General features: G+C 49.7%; 15 protein-coding genes and 2 pseudogenes. 4 read left to right on the forward strand and 13 right to left on the reverse strand.

Features of this window, described 5'->3' with window-relative positions:
* The 7 genes and pseudogenes from rsxC to AACS05_RS10720 all read right to left on the reverse strand — a co-directional run.
* Nucleotides 1-1762 (reverse strand): electron transport complex subunit RsxC (gene rsxC, locus AACS05_RS10690; RefSeq protein WP_045442565.1); only part of this gene is annotated, 1762 nt, incomplete at its 3' end.
* Complete coding sequence (gene rsxB / locus AACS05_RS10695; RefSeq protein WP_045442568.1) at nucleotides 1755-2333, reverse strand: electron transport complex subunit RsxB; 579 nt, start codon at nucleotides 2331-2333, stop codon at nucleotides 1755-1757. The genes rsxC and rsxB, both read right to left, overlap by 8 nt.
* The gene (gene rsxA / locus AACS05_RS10700; RefSeq protein WP_005121199.1) at nucleotides 2333-2914 is read right to left on the reverse strand and encodes an electron transport complex subunit RsxA; all 582 of its coding nucleotides are present in this window, start codon (nucleotides 2912-2914) and stop codon (nucleotides 2333-2335) included. Before rsxA ends, rsxB begins: the two co-directional genes overlap by 1 nt.
* A 76-nt stretch (nucleotides 2915-2990) precedes the next feature.
* Entirely contained in the window at nucleotides 2991-3431 is a 441-nt protein-coding gene (locus AACS05_RS10705; protein WP_045442573.1) for a DUF2569 domain-containing protein, read from the reverse strand.
* Between the two features lie 90 nt (nucleotides 3432-3521).
* Complete coding sequence (ydgT, locus tag AACS05_RS10710) at nucleotides 3522-3737, reverse strand: transcription modulator YdgT (RefSeq protein WP_045442575.1); 216 nt, start codon at nucleotides 3735-3737, stop codon at nucleotides 3522-3524.
* A 295-nt stretch (nucleotides 3738-4032) separates the two neighbouring features.
* Nucleotides 4033-4161 (reverse strand): division septum protein Blr, encoded by a 129-nt coding sequence (gene blr, locus AACS05_RS10715; protein ID WP_045442577.1) that lies wholly within the window; start codon nucleotides 4159-4161, stop codon nucleotides 4033-4035.
* A gap of 236 nt (nucleotides 4162-4397) precedes the next feature.
* A pseudogene (locus AACS05_RS10720) lies at nucleotides 4398-4751 on the reverse strand (Gfo/Idh/MocA family oxidoreductase); the annotation flags it as partial.
* Between the two features lie 2 nt (nucleotides 4752-4753).
* On the opposite strand from AACS05_RS10720, the pseudogene AACS05_RS10725 reads away from it, so the two are divergent.
* Nucleotides 4754-5443: pseudogene (locus tag AACS05_RS10725) on the forward strand (oxidoreductase); the annotation flags it as partial.
* 81 nt (nucleotides 5444-5524) lie between these two features.
* Here AACS05_RS10725 and add read toward each other — a convergent pair.
* The gene (gene add, locus AACS05_RS10730; protein ID WP_045442580.1) at nucleotides 5525-6526 is read right to left on the reverse strand and encodes an adenosine deaminase; all 1002 of its coding nucleotides are present in this window, start codon (nucleotides 6524-6526) and stop codon (nucleotides 5525-5527) included.
* 492 nt (nucleotides 6527-7018) lie between these two features.
* Between add and AACS05_RS10735 the strand changes: the two genes are divergently transcribed.
* Nucleotides 7019-7831 carry a class I SAM-dependent methyltransferase gene (locus AACS05_RS10735; protein ID WP_052369277.1) on the forward strand — a complete coding sequence of 271 codons (813 nt, stop codon included), beginning with the start codon at nucleotides 7019-7021 and terminating at the stop codon, nucleotides 7829-7831.
* A gap of 137 nt (nucleotides 7832-7968) precedes the next feature.
* Here AACS05_RS10735 and cspH read toward each other — a convergent pair whose 3' ends face one another.
* Nucleotides 7969-8181 (reverse strand): cold shock-like protein CspH, encoded by a 213-nt coding sequence (gene cspH, locus AACS05_RS10740; protein ID WP_071828923.1) that lies wholly within the window; start codon nucleotides 8179-8181, stop codon nucleotides 7969-7971.
* 301 nt (nucleotides 8182-8482) lie between these two features.
* Here cspH and cspG point away from each other — a divergent pair, with 301 nt between their 5' ends.
* Nucleotides 8483-8698, forward strand: coding sequence for a cold shock protein CspG (gene cspG / locus AACS05_RS10745; protein WP_045442583.1), 216 nt, complete (start codon nucleotides 8483-8485; stop codon nucleotides 8696-8698).
* Nucleotides 8699-8892: 194 nt separating this feature from the next.
* Here the strand turns inward: cspG and AACS05_RS10750 are convergent, their stop codons facing one another.
* From AACS05_RS10750 to malX, 3 genes are all read right to left on the reverse strand, one after another.
* Complete coding sequence (locus AACS05_RS10750) at nucleotides 8893-9063, reverse strand: YnfU family zinc-binding protein (RefSeq protein WP_223306988.1); 171 nt, start codon at nucleotides 9061-9063, stop codon at nucleotides 8893-8895.
* Between the two features lie 164 nt (nucleotides 9064-9227).
* Nucleotides 9228-10400 carry a MalY/PatB family protein gene (locus tag AACS05_RS10755; RefSeq protein ID WP_045442586.1) on the reverse strand — a complete coding sequence of 391 codons (1173 nt, stop codon included), beginning with the start codon at nucleotides 10398-10400 and terminating at the stop codon, nucleotides 9228-9230.
* A gap of 10 nt (nucleotides 10401-10410) precedes the next feature.
* Entirely contained in the window at nucleotides 10411-12003 is a 1593-nt protein-coding gene (malX, locus tag AACS05_RS10760; RefSeq protein ID WP_045442589.1) for a maltose/glucose-specific PTS transporter subunit IIBC, read from the reverse strand.
* A gap of 170 nt (nucleotides 12004-12173) precedes the next feature.
* Between malX and AACS05_RS10765 the strand changes: the two genes are divergently transcribed.
* Nucleotides 12174-13199, forward strand: coding sequence for a Mal regulon transcriptional regulator MalI (locus AACS05_RS10765; RefSeq protein ID WP_045442599.1), 1026 nt, complete (start codon nucleotides 12174-12176; stop codon nucleotides 13197-13199).
* Nucleotides 13200-13255: 56 nt separating this feature from the next.
* On the opposite strand, the gene AACS05_RS10770 is transcribed toward AACS05_RS10765, so the two are convergent.
* Entirely contained in the window at nucleotides 13256-14764 is a 1509-nt protein-coding gene (locus tag AACS05_RS10770) for a YdgA family protein (protein WP_045449598.1), read from the reverse strand.
* Between the last annotated feature and the right edge of the window lie 85 nt (nucleotides 14765-14849).

Here is a 14849-nt window from a genome sequence, read left to right on the forward strand (position 1 = left end):
CTTTGCGCGGGTCTACTGGCTCGGCCGTTTCAGCGTCTGTCTGCTGCTCAAGTTTGCGCGCTTTAGCCCGGGCAATCGCGGCTTCGACGGCAGCTTTGCGCGGATCAGTCGCCGTAACGCTCTCTTCAGACAGTGAGTTTTCCGCCTGTTTAGCTCGTGCCTGTGCTTTGCGCGCCTCACGGGCGGCAATGGCGGCGCTGTTGTCGGGTTTTTCGCCAGCCTTGATCACCACCGGCTGCATTGCCTGCGCCTGCTTTTCTTTTACGCGGGCAAGTGCGGCGGCAATGGCATCATGATCTTTTGCGGCAGGTTGTACCGCCGCGCTTTTGTGGCGTTCAAGTCGAGCCGCTTTTTCACGTTCCAGTCGCGCTTGTCTGGCTTCAAAGCGTGCTTTTGCTTCAGCGGCGCGTTTTTCTTCCTGACTAATGGCATAAAGCTCAGCTTTTTCCTGGCGGAAATATTGCACCAGCGGAATATTGCTTGGACAAACCCAGGCACAGGCTCCGCATTCAATGCAGTCAGCGATATTGTGACTGGTTGCCTTATCGTGCTGTTGTCCTTTACTGAACCAGTAAAGTTGCTGAGGCAGAAGATCCGCCGGGCAGGCATCGGCACAGGCGCTACAACGAATGCAGCCTTTCTCTTCCTGCGGTTCACCCATTTCACTGACAGATGGCGCGAGAAGACAGTTAGTGATCTTAACGATGGGAACATCAAGCCAGGGAAGGGTGAAGCCCATCAGTGGGCCACCCATAATCACCATCTGTTCAGCAGAAGGGCAAAAACCGGCGTCATTCAGCAGATGACGAACAGGGGTGCCTAACCGTGCCCAGACGTTACCCGGACGGCTGACGGCTTCACCTGTCAACGTAACAACACGCTCGGTGATTGGTTCTCCGTCTATCACGGCGCGTTTAATCGCATAGGCAGTACCGACGTTTTGCATCAGTACACCGATATCCGAGGAGCGTCCACCGTGCGGAACTTGTTTCCCGGTCAGTATTTGGGTCAATTGCTTGGCCCCGCCGGAAGGGTATTTAGTGGGAATGACGCGTAAGCTTATATCGTGCGAGTCTGCCAGCACCGCACGCAGCATTGAAATTGCCTGCGGTTTGTTATCCTCAATCCCGAGTAATATTTCGCGTGGCTGCAAAATATGCGCGAGTATACGGATGCCTTCGACGACCTGGGCCGCACAATCCTGCATTAAACGGTCATCAGCCGTAATGTAAGGTTCACATTCAGCGGCATTGATGATTAGCGTTTCAATTTTATCACCGCCGCCCTGCAGTTTGACGCCGGTTGGAAAACCTGCACCACCTAATCCGGCTACACCGTATTGGTGAATACGTGCAATTAACTCTTCCCGGCTGTGGGAGCGATAATCTGCCCAACAATCGCGTTCAATCCAGCGATCTTCTCCATCCGCATCAATGATGACACTCAGCTCGGCTAATGCCGAAGGATGCGCAGTGGAGTGAGGGGAGATGGCGGTAATCGTGCCCGAGGTCGGAGCATGAACCGGCAGCATTCTGCCACGCCCGCGGGTCAGCGCCTGGCCGCGCAGAACGTGATCACCCACGTTTACGCACAGCTCACCTTCAGCACCAATATGCTGCTTCAGCGGAATGATAAAACGCGGCGCCAGCGGAACCTGTCGCAGCGGAGTACCATTTGACTGGGTTTTCATCTCCGGTGGATGTATGCCGCCATCGAAGTCCCAAATTTTGTTTTTTCTGAATGCAGAGAATAGATTAAACATGTTGTTCCACGGGAATGATGCGCACGGGGATAGTGTTCAAATCCCACTTCCAGCTATCAGGTGTTTCGGCGACTGGACGTAATTCGATACATTGGGTCGGACACGGATCAACACACAGATTACACCCCGTGCAGAGATCGCTCATCACCGTGTGCATGGCGCGCGTCGCGCCCACGATGGCATCGACCGGACAGGCCTGAATACACTTTGTGCAGCCAATACAATTATTTTCATCAATGACTGCCAGCATGCGCACGGGCGTAAGGTCCTGCTCTTCGCCATCAATAGGTTGCGGATCGACGTTAAGCAGAGTAGCAATTTTCAACATCACCGCTTCACCGCCAGGCGCGCAGCGGTTAATTTTTTCACCCTGGCAGCCTATGGCTTCAGCATAAGGGCGGCAGCCCGGATAACCGCACTGTCCACACTGGCTTTGCGGGAGAATTTCATCGATTTTCTCCACGACTGGATCGTCCTCTACGGCAAAACGACGAGAGGCGTAACCCAAAATAGCGCCGAACGCCAGACCCAGCAGACTCACTGCGGCAACGGCAATCCAGATAGCATTCATTACAACTTCACCAAACCACTAAAGCCCATAAAGGCCAATGACATTAAACCGGCGGTAATTAGCGCAATCGCATTACCGCGAAAAGGGGCAGGGACGTCTGCCACGGCGAGGCGTTCGCGAATCGCAGCAAACAGTACCATCACCAGTGAGAAGCCGACAGCAGCGGAAAATCCGTACAGCGCCGACTGTAAAAAATTATGACCAAGATTGATGTTCAGCAATGCGACGCCCAGTACCGCACAGTTTGTGGTGATCAGCGGTAAGAAGATCCCCAGCAGACGGTACAGCGCAGGGCTGGTTTTGCGCACCACCATTTCGGTAAATTGCACGACCACAGCGATGACCAGGATAAAGGCCAGCGTGCGCAAATAAATGAGATCGAGCGGGATGAGGATCCAGGTGTCAATCAACCATGCGCAAATAGATGCCAGCGTCATGACAAAAGTCGTGGCGAGGCCCATACCCATTGCGGTTTCCAGTTTTTTGGAAACACCCATAAAGGGGCAAAGCCCCAGAAACTTGACCAGTACAAAGTTATTGACCAGTACAGTTCCGACAAACAGCAGCAGGTAATCAGTCATTTTTCGGCCTGAAATAAAAAAGCCGCCTATTATCTGTCAATCTACAACAGGCGACAACAGGTTAACTGTAAGGTTATTACGGGTTCACAAACGTTGTCTTAACGCGTTGCGAGCGTTTGAAATAGGGCACCAGCAGTGCAGCAGCTAACAAAGGGAACAATAGCTGGCGTACGGCAAAAGCGTCCGGGACTGGTGAAAACGCAAACGCTTTAATCGCCAGCAACACGGAAATTAGCAGCCATATAATGTAATGCTTAGGGACGCACTGTCTGCGTTTGAAAAACGCGATGGTCAGCCACAGCGTGTAGTACCACATGGCGATAGCTGTAATAAAGGAAATACCCCACAAGAACAGATTCATCGGGCTTTGTTCACCGAGCATTTTAAATGTGTGCGGCGTTGCCAGCGCAGTGAGATAAAGCAATAACGCCAGCGAAGCGCTCAACAACGCAACTAACAGCCAGGCCAGTGGCCCAAGTAGCCAGCCTCCGATACGTTGTGCCGGTGTCGTAGTCATCTCTTCTCCAGGTTTACGCATATGAACAGACGTGCCGTTCATTTTGGGGCAATTATTATAAAGCTTTTAACGTTGAGCGCTACTTCTTGTTTATTGCACGTAATGCCAGACTGACTTTGGCACCTGGCCTACATCAAACAGGCGTCCACCGGAGATAAGCTCCGCGCGGCGGTGGTCCGCAGCACGATACATATTGATAATGTCCCGATCGTCGGTCAGCGTGTAGTTAAGATGATCGAACAGTTTTTCCAGACTTTCGAGTGAACTGATTTTGCGGAATTTTAATAAGTAGTCCTGAACAGTCATAAACGGAGATCCATATTAATAAAATAATACCAACGGAGTAGTGAATATTAAGAAATAAACAATGTTGCACAGATAAAAGCGAACCAGTGTGCAAATACAAAAATAAGATTATTCATATCGGTAGAAAAGCAGATGCTGTCTGCACCAGGGGAAAGGGTAACGCGCTTCGCAATCGCAGGCAATATGCCCAGGGGCGGAAGCGCCATAATTCGCTTTTTCTGACAAAATTTCATCTTTTGCAGCTAAACCCAGCAGTCACTGCGGACAGTGCTGGGCTATAAAGAATTGGTGAGGCTTATTTTTTCTGCACTGAGGTTGCTGTTGGTTCCGGCGGCTGATAGTTATCAATATGATTGGCAACACCCAGCAGGATGACAGAGACCGCGAGAACAATCCAACCAGTTAATTCAATAAGACGATTCATTACTGACGACATTTGCTTTGATTTATCCTTAAACACAAGGCACAAATGTTACTAATCAATAAATAATACGGCAAGAGCATTGGGAACGATTTCTCTGACTTTTTCGCAGCAAATTTACTCTAAGTGACATATGTTTGACTTAAGTTAAGTAACAACCATTATCGTGTAGAGGTTATTAAACGGTTGTGACGTTGCTATGTATGGTGTGAAATAGATCGGACCTGAAATGAGAGGCAAAGCACTCGTCCCAGACTGCGCGCCAGCATATCCAGCTCACGAGCTTGTGACAGTGTCACGGTAAAAGGTTTATCAACAACCACATGTTTCCCGGCTTCCAGCGCGGCTTTTGCTAACGGGAAATGGGTGTCATTCGGCGTGGGGATAACAATTAAGTCAATGCTGGGATCATCAAACAAATGCCGTGGCTCAGACACAACCGCCACCGAAGGCCAATCCGCTTTAACTTTTGTTTCGTCACTACTGGACACCGCCGCCAGTTCAAGACCCGGTGTACCGACTATCAGGGGGGCATGGAAGGTTTTACTGGCATAACCGTAGCCGATTAGCCCAACGCGGATGTTGTCACTCATGTCTTTCTGTGTTCCATAATCGTCGTTGGGACAGTGATTTTCTGACGCTGAAAGCTCTGCTGGCAGATGGTGTTTTGGGCGAAGTGGCTTATTTTGAATCCCACTTCGATCGTTTCCGTCCCCAGGTCCGAGACCGCTGGCGCGAACAGGGGGGGCCTGGAAGTGGTATCTGGTACGATCTGGCACCTCATCTTCTGGATCAGGCGATCAACCTGTTCGGCTTGCCTGTCAGTCTGACGGTTGATCTGGCTCAGCTTCGTCCCGGCGCGCAATCGACAGATTATTTCCATGCTATTTTGACTTATCCGCAGCGTCGGGTGATTTTGCACGGCACAATGCTGGCTGCTGCTGAATCTGCACGCTACATCGTTCACGGATCGCGCGGGAGCTATGTAAAGTATGGTCTTGATCCTCAGGAAGAACGTCTGAAAAATGGCGAACGTTTGCCGCAGGAAGACTGGGGCTACGACATGCGAGATGGCGTACTGACGCGGGTTGAAGGCGAAGAACGCGTTGAAGAAACCCTGCTTACCATACCGGGTAATTATCCCGCTTACTATGCGGGCATCCGAGATGCGCTAAATGGAAACGGTGAGAATCCGGTTCCGGCCAGACAGGCAATTCAAATTATGGAATTGATTGAGCTTGGTATTGAGTCGGCTAAACACCGCTCCACGCTGTGCCTTGCCTGATCGAGTTTATCAACCGCCTGCAATTATCTAATTGCAGGCGGTTGATGCGTTAATGCCATCATGCATTAACGCATCACACGGTTACGCTGTTGCCACTTTCTGGCGCAGAGCCCGCTTTTCTTCATCACTCAGGAATGCCATTTCCAGGCCATTGATTTGCGCCTGGCGGATTTGCTCGCGCGTCAATCCAGCAGCCGGGGCCGCAATGGTGTATTCGTGAATAATATCTACGCCCTGAACCGCCGGATCGTCAGTATTCAGACTGGCCAGAACACCATGCTCAAGGAACGTTTTCAGCGGATGTACTGCCAGTGAAGCGACCGTACTGGTCTGGATGTTAGATGTCAGGCAGGATTCAATACCGATTCGTTGCTCGGCGAGAAAATCCATTAATGCACGATCTTCTACCGCTTTGACCCCGTGACCAATACGCTCTGCACCCAGTTCTCTGATGGCTTGCCAAATGCTTTCCGGGCCAGCGGCTTCACCTGCATGAACGGTAATGTGCCAACCCGCGTCGCGCGCACGGTTGAAGTGTGACAGGAATAAACTACCCGGAAAACCGAGTTCGTCACCGGCAAGATCCAGTGCGGTAATGTGGTCGCGATGTGCCAGTAATGCCTCCAGCTCCTGCAGGCAAGCAGTCTCGCCGAAGGTACGACTCATAATACCAATTAAGCGTGCTTCAACGCCGAAAGTCTTACAGCCTTCGCGTACACCTTCGATGACCGCTTCAACCACACCCGCTACCGGAAGTTGATGCGCCATTGCCATGTAGCCCGGAGAAAAGCGCAACTCAACATAGTGCAGACCGTTACGCGCGGCGTCTTCAATATTCTCAAATGCCACGCGGCGACAAGCATCCAGAGATGCCAGGACTTTCACACCCCAGTCAAGCTTCGACAAAAAGCTGACCAGGTCCGGTTCTGTCGATGTGACCTGTACGTGAGGAATCAGTGTTTCAAGCGTCTGAGCCGGGAGTGTCAAATTAAACTGACGGCCAAGATCGAGAATTGTCTGCGCGCGGATATTACCATCAAGGTGGCGATGGACATCGGTCAAGGGTAGGGAAGTATCAATCATGGTCGCACTCACGTCATTTAGTTAAAGTGCGCAGTATTATACAACAGAATAATAATCCTCTAATAACTTTGAAAAAATGGCACTATCACTTTGTAATTGGAGCATATTTGGGTATTCATTTCAGTTTTTCGTTGAGCAGGGCTATCTGCACACAATCCTTATTGGCCATCCGACTCAAGGAAACACCGTAAAGCATGTTGCCATAGGGAAGATCCATCAGGCTGAATATGAGAATGCTGGAGTTACACTGGCAGACAGTTGCTCAGCTCCGGTAGTCACCCGCTTGTTTTATCACCGTTTCGAATAACGCAGAGTCAGTTTTGTGTGGAAAACTCATAATTCCTTTCTATTCGTTGAAGTTATTTACTCATGTTGGGGGTAGGGTTATCCCTGCGCTGGGTAAGGACATGCGACGAGTTAAAATATCCGGCACAACGTTGCTGACTGAGTGTCTGACACTCGAAATTGTTAGACAATTTGAAGGATAGAAAGATGATGCAAGAGCACATTCCGCTTAACGAAGGGCGGGCTTTATTTGGCAGAGATACGAATGCATATCAGCAGGGCAGGCCTGATTACCCGTTACATATATTTGCATTACTTAAAGAGCATTGCGGACCAGAAATCTGCCGGAGGGCCTTCGAGATTGGGCCTGGGACCGGGCAAGCAACGGAACATCTGCTTGATATGGGATATCAGGTAAGAGCAATCGAACCTGACCACAATCTGGCTATAAAGTTAAAGGAAAGACTGGGTCGGTATTCGCAGGACTCATTCTCGATTATAAATTCCACTTTTGAGGACGTACTACTACAGCCCGGCTGCTTTGACCTGGGGATTGCAGCCACCTCTTTTCACTGGATCGAACCCGTGAGCGGACTCGAAAGGATATTCCAGCTTCTGCGTCCCGGAGGATGGTTTGCTATGTGGTGGACTGTTTTTGGCGACCCGCATAACGAGGATGCATTCATGCAAAGAACAGATCGCTTGTTTGCCCCCCTTAGCGCCAGCCCTTCACATAAGGCGGGTCACCGCCATCCTTACCCACTACAAAAAAGAGAAAGGCTCGATGATCTGGCAAACGCCGGGTTTACCGAGATTATTAGTGATGAGTTCAGATGGGCATCAGAAATGGATGCCCGACAGACCAGACAATTGATTTCAACATTTTCACCGGTTGCTCGACTGAGTGAAATGGAGCGCACGCAATTCCTCAATGAGATAGAGAGGGTAGTGAAAAAGGATTTTGGAGGAAAGGTGAAGCGTAATTTTGTTACCGCTATTTACCTTGCAAGGAAGCCTTAGTTTCGAGGCAATTACCATTCGAAATTAGTCTGGAACCCAGAGACCCTCAGTACTCAGCCATTTCTGAGCGTCTCAGCAATATGGCTTCATCCGTCGTTTAAAGATGTGTCGAACAGGGGCATGCATCAGATACTGTGCTATGAAAGATAGACATTGGCGGCAGTTGGTCCTCTCAGACCATTGATCCGGCAAAACTCTACACGTATGCCTGGAGTGAGTACTTCTGATTCGTGGGGGCTTAACGCTGAAATGTGAACCTGAACATCTTTACGACCATCTGAAGGGATGATGAGTCCTTTGCCACTCTTGCAGTCAAAGGTTTTGACAATTCCTGTCATTTTACGAGACAAATAAATTCCTTAATAGATATAACGGGGTGCACTATACGTATCAGGAGAAATAAAGCCAGAACTATTTTTTAGCACTAAGGATATCTGGACGGCTAAAATAAAAGTTGCGTAATCCAGAGCATCATGAGTTAATAGCGTCGTCGGTTTGAATGACAGACAGCATACAAAGTAGTTTACTAAAGCAGTTCTCATCACCAGGTATTTTCAGTAATCCCTTTCTTGAGTCTCCCTACTAAGCACTACGTAGTTTCTGTAATAAAGCCCCTGTTCGCCGAAAGGCTCAAGTTAAGGAATATTTAATATGTCTAATAAAATGACTGGTTTAGTAAAATGGTTTAACGCTGATAAAGGTTTCGGTTTTATCTCTCCGGCTGATGGCTCTAAAGATGTTTTCGTACATTTTTCTGCTATTCAGTCGAATAACTTCCGTACCTTGCTTGAAGGGCAGAAGGTCGAGTTCTCTGTTGAGAATGGCGCTAAAGGCCCGGCTGCTGCTAATGTCGTAGTGGCAGAGTAATAATTCCTGCTTATGCCTTTTGCGACAACGAAGACGGCTTTGTCCTGAGTAGACAAACTGGCAGAAGCACTGGAATTATACATACTTAATTATAAACCCGCTGATAGCGGGTTTTTTGCTATTTGGATTGCAGATAGAATGGATAACCGCTTTTCATCATTATAATTTTGAGCAGCAGTTATCTTAATAGCAAATTACGCGACGAGTTTAGCGTCGGACTGGAATAATTTATTGCAATGGGGGCAAATTAACATTGCACCTTTTTGTACCCGAGAGTGACTGTGTTCTGATTGTGCGGTGCAGTTTGGACAAAGACATTTGACAAGAAAATTACGGCGGGATTTATTATTTTTACGATCTGACATAGGCTCTTCCTGATTTGAGTGGAGGGCCACTATACACGATCAGATGATAAATAGCCCTTTTTACTCACAGAACCCTATAGATAAAAATTAGACAGTAATTGAAAGCGGGAAACCGGCGCCCAAATTAAGAGTTTGCGCAATGAATGGCTCATTGCGCAAACATATCAACGTACTGAACGGATTGCGTTAATCAACCCCTTAACGCCTTTTTCAAGTTTTGAACGTGGACATCCGGCATTCAGGCGAACAAAACCGCGGCCTTCTTCTCCGTAGGTATATCCCGGCATGATCGCCACTTTTTCCTGCTGGATAAGTGCATTCTGCAACGCCTGGTCATCAATGTTGAGTGGGCGCAGGTCAATCCAGGCCAGATACGTGGATTGTGGTATCTGCCAGTTCAGTTCAGGGAAGGCGGCATTGAGTTCCCGGGCGATGTAGCGCAGGTTACAGGCAAGATAATCCCGCAGTGCGTCGAGCCAGCTTGCACCGTCCTGATAGGCGGCAATATGTGCAGTAAGCGCCAGTACTGCAGGTGAAGAAAGTCCGTCACGGCCTTTCAGTGCACTGAGGTACTCATTGCGACTTTGGGCGTCCTCGATAAGTCCATAAGCGCCGGTTAATGCCGGAATATTAAAACTCTTCGAGCCGGAGGTGAGCAGTGCCCAGTTTCCTCGCGCCACGTTACTCCATGGAATGTGCGGTTGTTCTCCCCATACCATATCCATATGAATCTCGTCGGAAATAACTTTTACATCGTGGCGCTGGCACAGTTCTGCCATGGTTTCCAGTTCATCGCGGGTCCAGACTTTTCCCGTTGGGTTTTGTGGACTACAGAGCAGAAGAATTTTGCTCTCAGCCCGCGCGAGGACGGCCTCCAGTTTTGCCATGTCGCAATACCAACCATTTGCGCGTTTCTCCAGCGCAACAGGAAGTACCGCACGCTGGTTTCCTTCAATCGCCTTATAAAACGCATCGTAAGCCGGAGTATGAATAACCACGGCATCACCGGCACACGACCACTGGCGGATCAGCTCTGACACCATATAGATGACGGAGGGGCCGTAAACCAAAGACTGAGGGTCAATCCTGGTATCGTGGCGGGTAAGAAACCAGTGGCTGATCGCCGCTAAAAACTCATCATTTTTCCAGCGACTGTAGCCCAGCACTCCGTGTGAAAGGCGCTTTGTCAGCGCCTCCAGGATGCAGGGGGCGGTGGTAAAATCCATGTCAGAGATTGTGAATGGCAGCAGATCCGCAGAGCCAAAACGATCGGCGACGTAATCCCACTGGGTACACCATGTGCCATGCCTGTCCACAACCTTTGAAAAATCAAACATTTCGTTGTCCTTAAGCCTGTACGGTATTCATCAGAACCGCGATTTCGTCTTTGACTGACTGGACCTGCGGACCAATAACGACCTGAAGGTTATGCTGATTAAGTTGTACTACGCCAATCGCACGATTGTCCTTCAGTGCCTGGACGTTAACAAGCGACATATCTTTTACTGATAAACGCAAACGCGTAATACAGTTATCCAGACTGACGATATTTTCCGCACCGCCCAGCGCTGCCAGAATAGCTGGTACGTTGTAGCCAGATTTACCCGGTGTTCCCGCCATGACTTTTTCGATATTGCTGGCAATTTCAACGTCACGACCCGGTGTTTTCAGATTAAATCGCGTGATCGCAAAGCGGAAGATAATGTAGTACACCGCGAACCAGATGGCCGCCACAACAGGGACCAGATACCATTTGGTGGACAGCCCGTGCAGGATACCGAACACCACAAAGTCAATCAGGTTGCCGTCAGTATTGCCGATGGTTACGCCGAGAATTGCCATTACGGTGAAGCCAAGGCCGGTCAACAGAGCGTGAATAACATACAGGACTGGCGCTACGAACAGGAACAGGAACTCCAGAGGTTCGGTGGTACCACCGATGACGCAGGCGATGAGGCCGGAAATTAATAACCCTTTAATTTTATGACGATTTTCAGGTCGTGCGCAATGGTACATCGCTAATGCAGCTCCTGGTAATCCACCAAGGAACGCCGGCATTTTACCCTGCGACAGGAAGCGAGTTGCGCTTTCAGAGAAGCCCTGCGTTGTCGGGCAGCTCAGCTGCGCCTGGAAAATCGTCAGCGCGCCACTTACGCTATGACCACACACTTCCTGTGTACCACCTGCTTCGGTGAAACGAATGAGTGCCACCAGAATATGATGCAGACCAAAAGGCAACAGCAGACGTTCACCGGTACCAAACAGCATCGGACCAAATTCACCCGCGCTATTGATGATGTGGCCTAGCCCGGTAATACCCATGGCAAAAACAGGCCATATCAGTGGAATTACCAACCCAACCAGTCCCATCACGACCGAGGAGATGATAGGAACAAAACGGGTGCCACCAAAGAATGCCAGCGCATCAGGAAGACGGATATTGTGGAAGCGTTCATGCAGCATCCACACGATGATCCCGGCAATTACCGCCCCCAGAATCCCGGTATCGATCGACTGGATCCCAAGAATATTTTGTACGTTGTTGGCTTTCAGGATCGCCGCATCAGTCGTGGGTAAAATCCCTTTGGCCGTTAACCAAAAGTTGACGGCGAGATTCATTACCGCATAGCCGACAAATCCCGCAAATGCGGCCACGCCTTTATTTTCACGTGCCAGACCGAGGGGGATGGCGATACAAAACATCACGGGCAGGAAGCTAAAAGCGAAAGAGCCGACTTTACTCATCCAGGTAAAAATAGCCTGTAGTACTGGATTACCCAATGCCGGGATCAACGTTAAGACATCATGACTGCTTAACGAGCTGCCGATCCCCAACATGATCCCGCAAAAGGAGAGCAGAGCTACGGGCAGCATAAAGGTTTTGCCCAACTGTTGGAAAAATTCCCATAACGTTATTTTTGGTGTGGTTCTCGTCGTCATCTAACGACTCCTCATGTAAAGCTCGGTGACTAATGATGGCGAGAAGATAAAACGTTTTACCTAATTTTAGTGCGGTATAAATCACATTATCGAATGATAATAGGGCGTATAAATATAACCGATTGATAAAACGTTTTATCTGTCACGTTATCAGGGGGTTTTCCGTTTTTATGGCTATAGCCAAAAAAATCACCATCCATGATGTTGCACTGGCTGCGGGGGTTTCGGTCAGTACAGTCTCATTGGTACTCAGTGGAAAGGGGCGTATCTCATCAGCAACCGGCGAACGGGTAAATGCGGCCATAGAGCAACTGGGTTTTGTACGCAACCGGCAAGCATCAGCACTTCGCGGTGGGCAGAGCGGTGTTATTGGTTTGATTGTTCGCGATCTCTCCACCCCTTTTTATGCTGAACTTACCGCAGGGTTGACCGAAGCGTTAGAAGCTCAGGGACGTATGGTGTTTTTATTGCATGGCGGTAAGGATGGTGAGCAACTGGCGCAGCGCTTTGCAATGTTACTTAATCAAGGCGTTGATGGTGTGGTGATCGCCGGTGCTGCAGGCAGTAGCGATGCGCTTCGATACCTGGCCAATGATAAAGGGATCCCCGTTGTATTTGCTTCCCGCGCCAGCTACCTGGATGATGCAGACACCGTCAGACCTGACAATATGCAGGCAGCACAACTGCTGGTTGAACATCTCATCCATCATGGGCATCAACGGATAGCCTGGTTGGGGGGACAAAGCTCATCGTTGACCCGAGCTGAACGCGTGGGAGGGTATTGTGCAACGCTGCTAAAATTTGGTCTGCCATTTCACAGCGATTGGGTTCTGGAGTGTTCTTCCAGTCAGAAGCAGGCCGCTGAGACCGTTACGGCGCTTTTACGCCATAATCCGACCATCAGCGCGGTGGTTTGTTACAACGAAACCATTGCGGCTGGTGCATGGTTTGGCCTGATGAAAGCAGGGCGTCAGAGCGGCGAAATCGGTGTCGATCGTTACTTTGAGCAACAGGTCTCACTGGCCGCTTTTGCCGATGTGGCGGAAAACGCGCTGGACGATCTCCCTATTACCTGGGCCTGCACGCCCGCGCGTGAGATGGGTTATACCCTTGCTGAACGCGTGCTGCAACGAATTGGACATGATGAAAGTCACTCGCGCAATATGACGCTTTCCGCCCGACTGGTAACGTGCTAAGCATAAAAAAGCCCGATCAACAAAGTTACCGGGCATACGCTGATAGCAGATAAGGATTACTGCTGTGGGGTCGCCGGTGCATCCGGCTCTGAAAGCGTCGGCATACCAAACATGCCAACAAATTCATCCAGCGACATTTTTTGGCCGTTGAGAGTTACCTGACCATTTGCATACTGCAGACTGGAGCCGATGGTGTTGTCCTGCATCGTAGTTACACGGAACATTTGACCCATTGCCGCCAGACCATTGACTTGCTGCCTGGCAAGCCCTGCCGCTTCTTCCTGCTGGTATCCTTCCAGTTTGGCAATCTGTGTCATGAACTCAGTTGCCATATCTACGGGGATAGCAAGCTTAGCGTCCAGTGATTTGACTGAACGATCAACTTCCTGCGCCAGCGTTTGCGGCTCGTCCTGATTTGTCGATGGATCTTTCAGGAACAGTGACAGATTAAAGGCCGTCTCACCTTTGGCATTCTTCCAGCTTAGTGGGGCAATGGTGATAACCGGTTCGCCTTTCATCAGCACTGGCAGGGCGCTAAAGAACGCTTCTGTCACTTTTTGTTGATAAAGTTCAGGATTCTGTACCACATCGATCTGCGCCATCAGCGCCTTGGTTTGCGCGGTATACTGCTGACTGAACTGATGTAACGCCTCACCATCAATCTGGGCCACTTTCAGCGTCAGCTTGCCGCTACCTAAATCCTGACCCTGCAATTTAAGGCTGTTCAGTGCGTAATCCAGCTGGCTGTTGACAGTTTTACCATCGTTAACCAGATCGGATTTACCATCGATGCCCATGCCTTCAAGGACGGCCAGCTCTTTACCTTCAACCGAAATCGACAGCTTATCGAGAGACAATTTTTGATCGCCAATGCGTTCGCCAAAACTGGCTACGCTGCTGGAGCCTTCGGTTGTCAGGTTATTAAAGGTAACTTGTACTTTCTGGTTGTACTCATTGACTGCATTCACCACACCGCTCTGCGCTTCTCCTGTCACAGAGACTGCGTTCCCGTCTTTGTCTGCCGTGAACTGGAATTCTCCGCCGCTAAAGGCCACTTTTTCGCCGCCTTTTTCGTAGTTCAGTGGTTTGAGAGAAAGATCGGAACGGGTGTCGCCGCTATAGCCAATACGGGAATTAATGGTGAAAGGAGATTCCCCTTTAGCGATGTCAAATAGCGGTTTTGTAACGTCGTTATTCACCAGCGTTGTTTTCACTGCCGCCATGGCTGGCATAAGATTCAATGATTTAAGCTGCGCCAGCGGGAAGGGGCCGTGATCAACAGATTCATTCAGAACGATAGTTTGCCCAGGTTTCAGCCAGGCATTTTCCTGACCGGCAATAGGTTTCACCACCAGTTGCAACTGGCTGTTAAACACGCCGCGCTGGTAGTTCTGATAACTCAGTTCAATACCGGACTCAGGTGAGTAGCGTTTGATCTGATCATTTGCCTGCGTCACCATCTCGGCGAGATGCGTTTCAAGTTTCTTTCCGGTGTACCAGGCGCCGCCTGTCCAGACGATACCCAACGCAACTACCACACCCGCAGCTACCAGCGATTTTTTCATTTCGATATCCATAAAATAAATCCAGGCGTTTGAAAGCGCCTGGAGGAGTGACATGTCTTTGACTCACTATTAGCTTAGCAAGAGT

Origin of the sequence: Citrobacter sp. S-77, assembly GCF_963864895.1 — a bacterium.
Taxonomy (GTDB): Bacteria; Pseudomonadota; Gammaproteobacteria; order Enterobacterales; family Enterobacteriaceae; genus Citrobacter; species Citrobacter murliniae.

What these genes read in the sequence shown, in the direction of transcription:
- rsxB (WP_045442568.1), bottom strand. Translation starts at nt 2,333, where the DNA reads ATGAATGCTATCTGGATTGCCGTTGCCGCAGTGAGTCTGCTGGGTCTG.
- rsxA (WP_005121199.1), bottom strand. Translation starts at nt 2,914, where the DNA reads ATGACTGATTACCTGCTGCTGTTTGTCGGAACTGTACTGGTCAATAAC.
- AACS05_RS10705 (WP_045442573.1), bottom strand. Translation starts at nt 3,431, where the DNA reads ATGACTACGACACCGGCACAACGTATCGGAGGCTGGCTACTTGGGCCA.
- ydgT (WP_045442575.1), bottom strand. Translation starts at nt 3,737, where the DNA reads ATGACTGTTCAGGACTACTTATTAAAATTCCGCAAAATCAGTTCACTC.
- blr (WP_045442577.1), bottom strand. Translation starts at nt 4,161, where the DNA reads ATGAATCGTCTTATTGAATTAACTGGTTGGATTGTTCTCGCGGTCTCT.
- add (WP_045442580.1), bottom strand. Translation starts at nt 6,526, where the DNA reads ATGATTGATACTTCCCTACCCTTGACCGATGTCCATCGCCACCTTGAT.
- AACS05_RS10735 (WP_052369277.1), top strand. Translation starts at nt 7,019, where the DNA reads ATGATGCAAGAGCACATTCCGCTTAACGAAGGGCGGGCTTTATTTGGC.
- cspG (WP_045442583.1), top strand. Translation starts at nt 8,483, where the DNA reads ATGTCTAATAAAATGACTGGTTTAGTAAAATGGTTTAACGCTGATAAA.
- AACS05_RS10750 (WP_223306988.1), bottom strand. Translation starts at nt 9,063, where the DNA reads ATGTCAGATCGTAAAAATAATAAATCCCGCCGTAATTTTCTTGTCAAA.
- AACS05_RS10755 (WP_045442586.1), bottom strand. Translation starts at nt 10,400, where the DNA reads ATGTTTGATTTTTCAAAGGTTGTGGACAGGCATGGCACATGGTGTACC.
- malX (WP_045442589.1), bottom strand. Translation starts at nt 12,003, where the DNA reads ATGACGACGAGAACCACACCAAAAATAACGTTATGGGAATTTTTCCAA.
- AACS05_RS10765 (WP_045442599.1), top strand. Translation starts at nt 12,174, where the DNA reads ATGGCTATAGCCAAAAAAATCACCATCCATGATGTTGCACTGGCTGCG.
- AACS05_RS10770 (WP_045449598.1), bottom strand. Translation starts at nt 14,764, where the DNA reads ATGAAAAAATCGCTGGTAGCTGCGGGTGTGGTAGTTGCGTTGGGTATC.